The 12,351-nt window shown below is 38.6% G+C and carries 14 protein-coding genes; 1 reads left to right on the top strand and 13 read right to left on the bottom strand.

From position 1 onward, the window contains the following. Window positions 1-78: 78 nt before the first annotated feature. The 7 genes from OZX76_RS00985 to ulaG all read right to left on the bottom strand — a co-directional run bounded on the left by OZX76_RS00985 (window position 79) and on the right by ulaG (window position 5,816). Window positions 79-774 carry an L-ribulose-5-phosphate 4-epimerase gene (locus OZX76_RS00985; RefSeq protein WP_277180191.1) on the bottom strand — a complete coding sequence of 232 codons (696 nt, stop codon included), beginning with the start codon at window positions 772-774 and terminating at the stop codon, window positions 79-81. Window positions 775-787: 13 nt separating this feature from the next. Continuing rightward, window positions 788-1,669 (bottom strand): L-ribulose-5-phosphate 3-epimerase, encoded by an 882-nt coding sequence (locus OZX76_RS00980; RefSeq protein ID WP_277180189.1) that lies wholly within the window; start codon window positions 1,667-1,669, stop codon window positions 788-790. Window positions 1,670-1,742: 73 nt separating this feature from the next. Further along, on the bottom strand, window positions 1,743-2,381 hold the full coding sequence (locus OZX76_RS00975; RefSeq protein ID WP_277180186.1) for a 3-keto-L-gulonate-6-phosphate decarboxylase UlaD: 639 nt from the start codon (window positions 2,379-2,381) through the stop codon (window positions 1,743-1,745). Window positions 2,382-2,392: 11 nt separating this feature from the next. Continuing rightward, the gene (locus OZX76_RS00970; RefSeq protein ID WP_277133218.1) at window positions 2,393-2,698 is read right to left on the bottom strand and encodes a PTS sugar transporter subunit IIB; all 306 of its coding nucleotides are present in this window, start codon (window positions 2,696-2,698) and stop codon (window positions 2,393-2,395) included. Between the two features lie 30 nt (window positions 2,699-2,728). Further along, a complete protein-coding gene (locus OZX76_RS00965) occupies window positions 2,729-4,225 on the bottom strand; it encodes a PTS ascorbate transporter subunit IIC (protein WP_277180184.1) in 1,497 nt (498 codons plus the stop codon). Window positions 4,226-4,229: 4 nt separating this feature from the next. Then, window positions 4,230-4,706: a PTS sugar transporter subunit IIA gene (locus OZX76_RS00960; RefSeq protein WP_277180182.1), complete on the bottom strand. Its 477-nt coding sequence runs from the start codon at window positions 4,704-4,706 to the stop codon at window positions 4,230-4,232. Between the two features lie 36 nt (window positions 4,707-4,742). Next, window positions 4,743-5,816: an L-ascorbate 6-phosphate lactonase gene (gene ulaG, locus OZX76_RS00955; protein ID WP_277180180.1), complete on the bottom strand. Its 1,074-nt coding sequence runs from the start codon at window positions 5,814-5,816 to the stop codon at window positions 4,743-4,745. A 203-nt stretch (window positions 5,817-6,019) separates the two neighbouring features. Here ulaG and OZX76_RS00950 point away from each other — a divergent pair, with 203 nt between their 5' ends. Beyond that, a complete protein-coding gene (locus tag OZX76_RS00950; protein ID WP_277180178.1) occupies window positions 6,020-6,781 on the top strand; it encodes a DeoR/GlpR family DNA-binding transcription regulator in 762 nt (253 codons plus the stop codon). Window positions 6,782-6,838: 57 nt separating this feature from the next. On the opposite strand, the gene OZX76_RS00945 is transcribed toward OZX76_RS00950, so the two are convergent. From OZX76_RS00945 to trpX, 6 genes are all read right to left on the bottom strand, one after another. Continuing rightward, a complete protein-coding gene (locus OZX76_RS00945; RefSeq protein ID WP_277180176.1) occupies window positions 6,839-7,810 on the bottom strand; it encodes an NAD(P)-dependent oxidoreductase in 972 nt (323 codons plus the stop codon). A 20-nt stretch (window positions 7,811-7,830) separates the two neighbouring features. Further along, complete coding sequence (locus OZX76_RS00940) at window positions 7,831-8,796, bottom strand: amidohydrolase family protein (protein WP_277180174.1); 966 nt, start codon at window positions 8,794-8,796, stop codon at window positions 7,831-7,833. 108 nt (window positions 8,797-8,904) lie between these two features. Continuing rightward, a complete protein-coding gene (locus OZX76_RS00935; RefSeq protein WP_277180172.1) occupies window positions 8,905-9,246 on the bottom strand; it encodes a hypothetical protein in 342 nt (113 codons plus the stop codon). A gap of 59 nt (window positions 9,247-9,305) precedes the next feature. Further along, window positions 9,306-10,082: an ATP-binding cassette domain-containing protein gene (locus OZX76_RS00930; RefSeq protein WP_277180170.1), complete on the bottom strand. Its 777-nt coding sequence runs from the start codon at window positions 10,080-10,082 to the stop codon at window positions 9,306-9,308. Then, a complete protein-coding gene (locus tag OZX76_RS00925; RefSeq protein ID WP_277180168.1) occupies window positions 10,072-10,974 on the bottom strand; it encodes an ABC transporter permease in 903 nt (300 codons plus the stop codon). The genes OZX76_RS00930 and OZX76_RS00925 overlap by 11 nt, the downstream gene beginning before the upstream one ends. Beyond that, window positions 10,971-11,981, bottom strand: a complete 1,011-nt coding sequence (trpX, locus tag OZX76_RS00920; protein WP_277180166.1) for a tryptophan ABC transporter substrate-binding protein — start codon at window positions 11,979-11,981, stop codon at window positions 10,971-10,973. Before trpX ends, OZX76_RS00925 begins: the two co-directional genes overlap by 4 nt. Window positions 11,982-12,351: the final 370 nt, after the last annotated feature.

Below are 12,351 nucleotides of genomic sequence, written 5' to 3'. Positions count from 1 at the left end.
TTAATATTACCTTTCAAAAAACAATTATATTAAATCTAAATAAAGCACTTTAAAATAACCTAACTTTAACTTTTTTTACTACTTTTGTCCATAGTAAGCATTGGGACCATGCTTCCGATAATAATGCTTATCAAGTAAGTATTGCGGCAATTCGGAACTTTGATGAGTCAATTCTAAGGTATGAAAATCTTCTTCTGCAACGACTTCTAAAACTTTGGCATTATAAACTGCCTTTTCAGGAGTTTCTCCCCATGCAAACGGTCCGTGCTGACTCACTAAAGCTGCTGGAGTTGCCTCATAATCTAAATGTCGCTCCTTAAAAGTCCTAACAATTGTCTTACCAGTATTGCCTTCATAATCTTCTTCAATTTCTTCCTTAGTTAACGCGTCAGCCGCCGGAACATCAGTATAAAATGTATCGGCATGTGTAGTATTTAACGCAGGAATATCCATTTTAGCTGCCGCAAAAGACACCGCCCAAGGTGAATGTGTATGAACAATGCCACCAATATTAGGAAAATGATTATATAAATATGTATGGGTTGGCGTATCTGAAGATGGATTTTTATCGCCTTCGACTACCTCACCCTTTAAATTAACAACTACCAAATCTTTCGGCTTAAGTTCCTCATACGGTACACCTGACGGCTTAATAACGTATAATCCCGCGTCACGATCAATGCCAGATACATTTCCCCAAGTAAAAGTTACCAAATTTAGTTTGGGTATCGACATATTTGCCTCATATACTTCTTCTTTTAACTTTTCAAGCATGATAACCTCCCCATTACTCAACTACTTCTTGCGTGATTCCAACTTGAGCAAAAATTTTATCAAAGAAAGTCTTCGCAGCCTTAACTTCTTCCAGTGCATTCTCATCACCGTTATCGCCTGACCACATCTCAATCGTAAAGCTACCATTGTAATTAAGGCGAACCAGCTCCCGCAATAAGCCCACAAAATCAACACAGCCTGTGCCAAAAGGTACATTCTTAAATTGACCTTTAAAATCAGGCGTTACTTTTTTACTATCTTTTAGATGAATTGCACAGATCGTATCAATATAGTTTTCAATTTCGGCAGGCACATCATTTTCAGGCCATGCACTTAAATTGCCTAAATCTGGATAAGCTTGCAGCCACGGACTTTGAGCTAGTTGATGATATTGCGCAATCTTAGACAAGTTATTAATAAATGGATCATCCATCGTTTCGATCGACAACATAATATTTTTCTTAGCTGCCATATGAACACATTTAATCAAATTTTCCACATAATATTCACGAGATAAATCTGTCTTTTTTTCATAATAGACATCATAACCAGCCATCTGAATATTATGAATGCCTAAGTCAACACATAAATCAACTGCCTTTGACATCATCTCTAATGATTTTTTACGGATATCAGAGTCAGCAGAGCCTAACGGAAAGCGGCGATGTCCTGACAGCATTAAGTTATTAATCCTTGTATTAGTTGACCACATTAGATCACGAAATTTTTTGCGTTCATCATGTGTCCAATCTAACCGCGCTAATCGCTTGTCACTTTCATCAACCGAAAACTCTAAGAAATTAAAACCTAATTGATGAACTAAATTAAAAGTTTCTTCCCAAGATAAATTCTGTGGCAAGGCTTTTTCATAAATGCCTAACGAATTTACTGTCATGTTGTTTTTCCTCTCTAATTTAAAATAAAAGGAAAACCATGAATTTAAACTCAATAGTTTTCCTAATCATTAATTAACCCCAAATTTTATTAATTTCGTCCTTGAACTGTTGTGCGACAGCACGAGGATCGTCGGCTTCTCTAATTGCCCGACCAGCAATAAAGGTATAAACAGGTACACCCTTAAATAACTTCAGAATTTCTGGATGAACACCACCAGTAACAGATACCTTGAAGCCCAGCTTGATCAAATTCTTAACGTTTTCAACATCTTTTTCAGACCATTTTTGACCAGCAAACTTAGCATCACGACTTTGATGATAAACAACTTGGTGAATACCATTGTCAAGCCATTGTTGCATTCTGTCTTTATCATCCCAACCTTCATAAAGCTCAACCTGAACTTCAATTTCTTTTTGAGCATTACTCATTGTTGGAACTGTTGCTGCATTAATACAAGTCATCCAATCAGCACCGGCATCTTTGCAAGACTTACCACATTTTGTTCCGGCATCAGCACATTTCACATCTGCCAAAACAATTTTATCGGGAGCCATCGCACGTAAATTCCTTACAGCACTTAAACCATCGCGGTAAACCAAAATAGTCCCAGCTTCAACAACATCAATTAAATCTTCAACTTTGCGTAAAACGCTAATTGCTTGAGCAGTATTGTCACTATCTAAGGCAACTTGTAATTTAGGTATCGTCATTATTATCTCCTTTAATTTTTCTTGAATTTTGTTGGAATATCGGATTCGTTAATCTTATCTTCAACTTCTTTAGCTGAGATAACATTCTTAATGCCGATTACCTCGCCGCCACGTTTTTTTACTTCGTCAAACATTTTAATAAACGGGATTGAAGTAAAAACAACGTCATAATTACGAGCAATTCCTTTAGCTTCTGAAATTGAAGTATGGTCAGCCTGCGTAATCTGATAACCCATTTTTTCCATTGTCTTTTTAACGGTTCTCATCAACATTAAGCTAGTACCTGAACCGTTAGCACATGCAGTTAAAATTTTCATAATTCTCGTTCCTTTAACCTAAAACAAATATTATTCTTCCTTATGATTTAACTTTTCCCAAGCTGAGTAATCCTCAGTAATTAAGAAGTAACCTTCTGGGTCTGCGCGGTACTGCAATTGCGGAATTGCCAGCAATGCAATAATGATAATCGCAACACCAAAGTAACCTAAGTACTTCATAATCACAGTGAAGAATGGCCAAACAGTAGCCCAGTCGAACATACCAAGGTAGCCACCATAACGAGCCATACCAACCCAAGTAGCAATTAAGGCTGACCCAGCAACTTGAATTAAGCCAGAAATAAACGGCATTATCATGGCACACTTGTAACCACCACGATCGTTAGAGTACAAACCAATTGCTGCATTATCAAAGAATAACGGAATAAATCCTGCAATTACCAAAGTAGGCGAATGGAAGATCAGTAACAAAAAGATCATTGTAAATTGACCTAATGCACCAAACATAAAGCCAATCGTTTGCGCATTTTGTGAACCAAAACCTAAGGTTGCAGCAACATCAATACCGGGAACTGCACCAGGCAGCCATCTATCAGAAATACCTGTGAAGGATTCTGTTAATTCATTAACGAAAGTTCTAACACCCAACTGTAAAATGGCAAGATAAACTGAGAACTGCAATGCAGTTTGCAAAATGTAAAAGACGAAGCTTTGACCCTTTTGCATAAAATGAGCCTTAGTTAAGTAATCTGGACCTAATACGATTAAAATCGCACCAATGAATACCAGCATTAACAAAGAAGTTGAAACCATATTGTCATTAAAAATTGACATAAAACTAGGCAATTCAATATCTTCAAGTCGCTTATTTTTATTTTCCTTGCCCTTTTTCATGGAATGCTTTTCAAGCATTTCAGAAATTTTAGCAAAGAAATAAATACCAAACATTTGTTGGTGAGCAACCGCAAAACCAGCACCGTCAGTTAACTCTTGCGTAATACCAACAGTTAAGTTAGAACCAACGGCCCAATAAAGCCCCAAGATCAAACTCATAATTGCCAAAATTGACAGTCTATTCAAAGTTGGAAAACAAAACAGGATTAGCCAGAAAGCAGTAGCAGCTTGCTGAACTTGAACATTACCAGTTGTAAAAACCGCTCTTAATTTAGTGTATTTTGAAAAGCGTACCAATAAAATATTGATAATATATGCAAATAGGAGTAGCAGCATCGTATCTGCAAAAGAGCGACCAAACCGTTGCATAATCCCCGCATTAACGGCATTTTGACCAAAATACGGATCGATGATCATCGCACTTAAATGGAAACGATCTTTTAACCCAACCAAAATTGGTCGGAAAGTATTAACTAGTCCACCTGAGCCAGCTGACAAAATAAAGTAGCCGACTGTAGCCTTTAAAAAGCCAGACAAGACTTCGTACCACTTTTTACGTTCCAAAATATAACCGATTAAAACAATAAAACCGATCATAAATGCAGGTTGTCCTAAAACATTAGTGGCAAAGTAGCTCCAAATGGCTAGTAAAACATTTAAAACATTTTGCATTTGCTTACCTACTCTCTTTTGTGCTTAATTCGTACTTGTCCATCACTTGACGGTAATCTTCTAAGCTTCTAACTTTCCGTAAATCTTCAATCAAGCCATCTTCCATTAGCATATTGGACAAGTTAGCAATATTCTCCATGTGCTGCTTGTTATCCTTGGCAGCTAGCATAAAGAACAGTTGAGCATCCTTTTCAGAATCATCTTTGTCGAAGGAAACTGCTTCTGGAAAAATTGTTAAACCAATACCAGTACCTAAAACACCTGAACTATCCGCTTGTGAGTGAGGCATAGCAACCCCAGGTACAATCACAATATATGGGCCATACTTTTTAACATCAGCAATTACTTGATCAATATACTTATCAGTAACAAGATTATTTGACTTCATAATTTCCCCAGAAACTCTGATTGCATCTTCCCAATTTTGCGGATGCTCTGTACTGATATTAATCAAATGATTTTCTAAAAAATAACGTAGCATAATTCCCTCCTACCATATAATTATCTAAAAAAATAATTATAATAATTCTGGGAATGGTAAGTCTGGGTCATTCTTAAATGCATCATGGAAGCCACGATCATACATATATTCAAAATTATCTTTATCTTGTGGATAATTGAATTCGCCGCCAACTTGCCAAATATATGGTTTAAATTTGTATTGTAAGCGGTACTTTTTTCTGCTCCATAAAGCTAAAATATCTTTAGGATCACTATAAATATTTGACCAAATATCATAGTGCATTGGAATAATTACTTTAGTATTCAAAGCTTCACCCATTCGTAAAACTTGTGAATCATCCAATTTATCAGTAATACCACGAGGATTTTCACCATAAGCACATAATGTAACATCAATTTTATTTTCATTACCATGCTTAACATAAGTGTTAGAATAATGAGAATCACCTGAGTGATATAAATTACCACCTGAAGTTTCAAGAAGATAATTTACGGCCAACTTTGCCATTTCCTTTGGCTTCGTCCCAGCCAATTTAACATTAGGATCGTCTTCAGTTACTAATTCTGTTCTATCAAAAGCTTCTAGAGCCTTAATCGTTACAGAGCCTACCTTGACTTCATCACCTGGTTTTACAACGATGATTTTTTCTTCAGGAACGCCCCATGACTTCCATTCATCAGCAACTCCTTGAGGCCCAATAAACTTAGCATTTGGACAGAACTTATTTACACAAGCTGCAGTATAAATATCTAAGTGATCGTGGTGAGTATGAGTAACACACAATGCATCCAAATCCCTAATTGCAAATGGATCAATTACATATGGCTTGTTACGCATGTTTGGCTGTAAGGCTTCCCCACCAGTCATCCGCATCATTTGGTGACCCTTACGCATTTTACCGTCACCATGTGTATGCTTACCTGTGCCGTTCCACATATCAATAGCAATGTTGGTACCTTCATGTGTCTTGAGCCACATTCCCATACATCCTAGCCACCAAATTGAAAATGACTTTTCGGGTACTTGTTTATCTGCAATCTGTTCATTTAAATATGTACCCCATTCAGGGAAATTGTTTTCCGCAAAAACTGCAGGTGTAACTTCATTAATATTTGTAGGTTTTGACATTTTTTCCTCCTAAAAAGTATCTTTCTTTGTTTTCATATTAAATTATATTGTTTTGTGTTATCGCTTTCAATCATATTTTATGATAATTTGATATTTTTATGATATTTTATGGCAAGCAATATCTTAATTCTAGAATTTATCACGATTTTATGATATTTTTTTGATAGTCAATGTTGGAAATTATTATTAACTAGGGAATTAAAATGAAAAATTCATACCAAGAAATAAAAAATAGAAGAAAAAAAATCATTGATTTACTAAATCATCAAAAAAGCATCTCATTAGATGAACTTAGCGAAAAACTAGGCGTATCAATAATGACGATTCGACGAGATTGTAGTAACTTAGCCAATCAGGGACAAATTAAGCAAGAAAAAGGAATTATTTCCTTAGTTAAGCCTGAAGAAATTCCGTTTACAGATTCCGTAAGTTACATCAAACAGCGAATTGGTAAGGAGGCTTCATCCCACGTTGAAAAGCACAATTGGGTCTTTGTTAATTCAAGTACAACAGCCTTTGAGGCTATCCCATATTTGTTAAGAAAAGACGTTAATATCTTAACTAATAATGGTTATGCGGGAAATTTAGATATGCGTGCCAGCAATAGCAAAATTATTTTAAGTGGTGGCAATATCAGTCGTAAAATGATTATGAGTGGTGATTTAGCAATTGAGCCATTTTTAAAAATTTATGCCGACTGGGCAATTATTGGTTGTGCTGGACTTAGTTTAAATCGTGGCGTTTCTACACCATTTATTGAAGAAGCCAAAGTTAACGAGGCAATTATTAAACACGCGCGAAAATTAATTGTGGTTGCTGATTATAGTAAATTTAAGCAGTTCTCTAACTTCACAATTTGCCAAGCAACCGACATTGACTTGCTAATCACTGATTCTTTTACACCCAAGAAGATTATTGATGATTTTATTAAAGCCGGGATACAAGTCATTCAGGTGCAGCTTTAACCAAATAAACAGGCTGGAAAGCAATTACTTTCCAGCCTGTTTTATCTTATTTCTTCCTTATAAATATTGTGCAACCTGATTAACCATATTTTTAGCCTGACCATCTCGCAATAAAGCAACGAGATTGGCTGAAGCCTCTCTAGCAATCGCCGTCCGTGCTTCCAGTGTTGCAGTACCCGCATGCGGCGATAGCACTACATTATCCAATGCTCGTAAGTCCTCCGGCACCTCGGGTTCAGTTTCAAACACATCAAGTCCCGCACCAGCAATTGTTTTATTCTTTAAAGCAGTAATTAAATCAGCTTGGTTGATTAACTTGCCTCGTGCCGTATTAATAATGTAAGCCGTCCGCTTCATCTGGTTAAAAACACTACTGTCAAAAACTCCTGCGGTTTGCGGCGTTAACGGAGCATGCAAGGTAATGACATCCGCATTCTTAATCAACGTTGAAAAATCTGCATATTTAACATTAAGCTCCTGCTCCCTAGCGGGACTTAAACGGTGGCGTTTATTATAAATGACATTCATCCCCAACACTTGAGCAAACTGACCGACAGTACTGCCAATTCGTCCCATGCCATAAATTCCCAAAGTCTTACCTTCCAGGCTCATCCCCATATTCCGGGGCTGACCAACATCAAGCCAGTTACCCGAGCGCAAATTCTGATCATATACATGTAACTTGCGCACAGTTGCTAGCAATAATGCTATAGTCATTTCCGCTGTTGGCATTCGTACTGCTTGCGGGGTATTAGCGACTACAATTCCCTTAGCTTGCGCGTAATCAATATCAATATGGTCAAATCCCACACCGCTTGTAGCAATAATTTTCAGATTAGTGCCAGCATCAATTAATTCGCGATCGCCCTTTAGCCCCATCAGAAGCAAACCATCATATTCGGGCAACATTTGTAATACTTTTCTACGTGAAAATGGCTTGTCTAATGGATAAGTAACATCAAACTCTGCCTGCAGCTTTTTAATTCCTGGTCTGGGAGCCTGCCCAGTTACCAATATTTTTTGGTTCATTAAACTTTCCTTTCTAGTGACTAACCTTCATCAGCAGCCTTAACAGCTGCAATTGCCGCTTTTTTAAAATAAATTCGATTAGCATTGTTGTACATCACATCTGCCAGTTCACCTGGAGTAAAAATCGTAGTCTGCTCTAACCAAGTTGCTAAACTCTGGTAAGAATTAAAGGTCGCCGACCACGGTGCATCACTGCCCCAAATAATCCGCTTAGCACCTAAGACCTGTTTAGCAAGGGTGACATCTTTTTGACAACGCGCAAACGGTTCAGCAGTTTCACCTTCAATATCCTGAATTGCCGCAATATCAGTATAGATATTGTGATAAGGCTGCCACTGCTCGAGTGCATTTTGTAGACGTTGCAAATGATCAGCATTTGGAAAGGACAAATGGCAAACCACAAAGTCTAGTTGAGGGTACATTTTAGCTAAGTTAACAATCGCTTCCGGCTGATAACTAGCTTGCGAATAATCACCGTAATCCACAGTGACCACAAAGCCGGGATAATCGCTAAGATAATGAAAAATGCGGCCAATACGCGGATCGGTATCTAAACGAAATGGCGTGGTCACGTGATACCCAGTCATGCCACCACCTTGACTAATTTCAAACTTCATCGCTCTAAAGCCCAACTTTTCGACATGTCGCTTAACAATCTGCATGTAAAATTCGCTAAACGGGTCCACCGAAAAGGCACCAATAAAGTGGTCAGGGTATTTTTTAACTGCCTGATAAGAATAATAATTTTGAAAACCATATAGACTGCCCTGCAATAAAACAGCTTTAGTAACTCCACTAGCTGCTAAAACTTTTAACGCCGACTCAGCGGTAAAGGTATCATCACCCCAACCATCTGGAAACAGCTTAATGACAGTTTGATCATTATCCCAAATCGCCCGACCATTACCCAGAGCTGTTAGACTGCCCTTCCCATTAAAGCCGGCAAGTGAGCGCACTAAATGCAAGTGACCATCAATCTTTTTCATTATTAAACCTCCGTTGTTAGTCCCTAGTTTACTACTAATAAACTAATATTTTTAAAATTAACCTTTTCCAAGCAAAAAAATCACGCCTAAACACTAGACGTGGTTTTATTAATCAATGCAATCAACAATTTCTTGAACTTCTTTTTCCTTTTGTTCAGCAGTAATTTGGTGATCGTTAATTACCATAATTGCCTGCTGGATTAATGAAAAAATCTGCTCATCATCCTCGCTGTCATTAATCAAATAACTAATTTTAAAATATGATTCCAGCTTCTTGGTATCGTCTTCTTCCAACGCATCCTTAATAAAAGCCTTAAAAATCAACCGTAAGTTGCGTGAACGCTTATTGCGTTCCCGATTATTTTCATAATATGGCAAAAACAACGCAACACAGACAGCCGCAATCTCCGCTAATGCTGTAACCCACTCTGATATTGAACCTAATTCCATGATTTCACCTCCGTATTATTATACAAATATATCAAGTAAAAATCACATTTTCTTCAATATTATTCATCAACAACAAAGGTTGCCATTAATGCTTCCAAAGTTAGTTTTGACTTTTGTTCTTGGTTAAGATCAGCGACAATTTGGCCAGCTTGCAACACTAACAGACGATTCCCGTATTTAAGGGCATCTTCCATACTGTGAGTAATCATTAAGCAGGTTAACTTTTGCTCGGTCACAATTTGGCTGGTCTGTGCCATTAACTCACGGCTAGTTTTCGGATCCAGCGCCGCCGTATGCTCATCTAGCAAAAGAATATCTGGACGTTTGATGGTTGCCATTAGGAAACTTAATGTCTGTCTTTGCCCACCTGATAAGTGTTCTGTTGGTGTATCCAGCTTTTCAGCCAGTGAATTACCCATCTGTGCTGCTATCTTTTGTAGTTGCGCTTTATGTGCTCCTAGTTTGCGCAGGTGCAATCCGCGGCGCTCGCCCCGCTTTTTAGCAAGCATAATATTTTCAGCAACAGTCATTCTTGGCGCGGTTCCCATCTTGGGATCCTGGAAAACGCGACTGATAAAACTGGTCCTTTTTTCAACTGACTGGTGGGTAATTTCCTGACCCTGATGCAATATCTTGCCTGTCGTCGGCGTAATCAACCCGCTAATCGTATTAAATAAAGTTGATTTACCAGCTCCATTGGCACCCACAATCGTAATAAAGTCGCCTTGATTAATTGTCAGTGACAGCTCGCGCAAAATTTTTGTAGCCGCCGGAGTGTGTTGATTAACAACTGTTGTCACCTTGTCTAAAGTCAGAACTGCCTGTTTATTTTCCATATTGGCTCACCCCTTTACGTAAAATTCCGTCCAATTTCAACGCGTGCCGCAATGTCGGCAACATTAAACAAATTGCTAAGATAATTGCGGAAATCAGATTCAGGTCATTAGTTGAAAAGCCCAGTTGCAAAACAATTAATAAAACAAACCGGTAAATAATACTACCTAAGATAACCGCGATTAACCGCTGATTAAGGGTCAAATAGCCAAAGACTACTTCACCAATAATAATTGAGGCCAAGGCAATTACGATAATTCCAATTCCCATGTTGGCGTCCGCATAGCCATTGCTCTGTGCTATTAAGGCACCAGCTAGACCAACTAGCCCGTTCGACAAGGATAACCCGAGAATTGTCATGTTATCGGTGTTAATACCCATAGACCGCGCCATCATTTGGTTATCACCAGTTACAATGAACGCCTGACCTAGATCAGTTTCTAAAAACAGGGCAATTAAAATGGTGATTAAGATAATCGTGCCGCCACCAATTAGGACACTATCAAAATACCGCGGCAGCGATTGGAAGATTTTAGCTGAGAAGAAGGTCTTTTGTCCTAACAAAGAGACATTTGAACCACCCATAATCCGCAAGTTAACTGACAAGCAACCGGTCATTACCAAGATTCCTGCTAATAAAATTGGAATTTTGCCCTTAGTATAAAGCAAACCGGTGATTAAGCCGCCAGCAGCACCACCTAAGAAACCCAAAAAAGTAGCCATAAGTGGCGAAACGCCCTTAGTAATCGCCGTTACCGTAATCGCTGCGCCCAACGGGAATGTTCCTTCAACCGTCATATCGGCAAAGTTCAGAATCCGAAATGTTAAAAACAAGGCGATACCTAAAAGAGCCCATAATAGTCCTTGCCCAATGCTTGAAGTTATTAAATTCATTTGATCACCTTCCCATGTTGACTAGCAGCACGCATAATCGCTGCTGGAATTTTAATATGTAATTTACGCATTTCTTTTTTATTAATCATGTAGTAGCCGCTCTTAACCGTCGCAACCGGATACGTTGCCGGATTTTTACCACGCAAGACTTTCGCTGCCATTACGCCGGCAACTCTGCCCATCTCTTTTTGACTGATAACGTAAGAGGCTAACCCGCCATCCGGCACCATTGTTTCCGCACACGGAAAGACCGGAATATTGACATTATTGGCAACGTTTACCAATGTCTTCATCGCCGAAGCCACGCCATTATCTTGTGGGGCATAAACCATATCAACTTGGCTTACCATCTGACTAGCTACTTGCTGGAGATCATTGGTGTTAGAAATTGTATACAGTTTTGGAATAAGACCTGCTTGTTTCACAACACGAGCAAAAGCATGGGCATTAGTTTGACCGCCGTGATCTGATGACGTGTAGATGATGCCGATTTTCTTTGCATGTGGCATAACCGCATGCATTAATTCAAATTGTTTGGTAACTGGGTTAAGACCCGAAGTACCTGTAATGTTGCCACCAGGATGGGCTTCACTCTTGACTAAGCCACTAGTTGCCGGGGTAGAAATACCGGCCAAAATAATTGGTGTAGTTTTTGGCGCACTATTTGCCAGTGCCTGTGCCGCTGGTGTGGCAATCCCTACCAGCAGCGAGTCTTTATTGGCTAACTGCTGGGACATTATTTTCAAGTTACTTTGGTCACCCTGAGCGTTTAGAAAATCAATTTTCAAGTTTTTGCCAGTAGTTAGGCCCTCTTCCTTTAGACCAGCAACGACACCTTGACGAATCTGATCAAGTGCCGGGTGGGTCATCATCTGTAAAATACCGACATGCACAACTTCCGTTTTAGGTGCAGCTTGATTAGTTTGACTAGCTGCCTTGGGAGCTACAACTAAGTCAACCCCAAGAAACAGTAAGATAGCACTTATAAATGCGAGCATTCGTTTCATTTTTCTCTCCTTATTTTTTGTTAAGCCGGGGCATTTTTGATAACAAAAAAAGGCAAACCAGCATTTGCTCTGGTCTGCCCTAAGGACACAAAGCCTGCTGCACGTTTTACCATGCAGACAAACTTCGTCAAGTTAAAAAGTAGTCAGCACGGATACAAACTGTTTGCCAGATCGTACCCGTTCTAGACGATTACGATCAATCCTGCTGGCCTTGCCAACTTTTATTCATGTTTAATGAAGTCGATTGAATCATAATTATTTCCTTTCTTTCGTAAATTATTCTTAGTTTATCTTATTTTGCGTTAATGTCAAGAAAATTTTCTAAATGATTTAACCATTTAACCTTTCAAAGCAACCATTTATCTCCAAG

It is taken from the genome of Lactobacillus sp. ESL0677 (assembly GCF_029392875.1).
Taxonomy (GTDB): domain Bacteria; phylum Bacillota; class Bacilli; order Lactobacillales; family Lactobacillaceae; genus Lactobacillus.
Note: the sequence above shows the minus strand (reverse complement) of the source record. Positions and strands in the feature narration are given on the sequence as shown.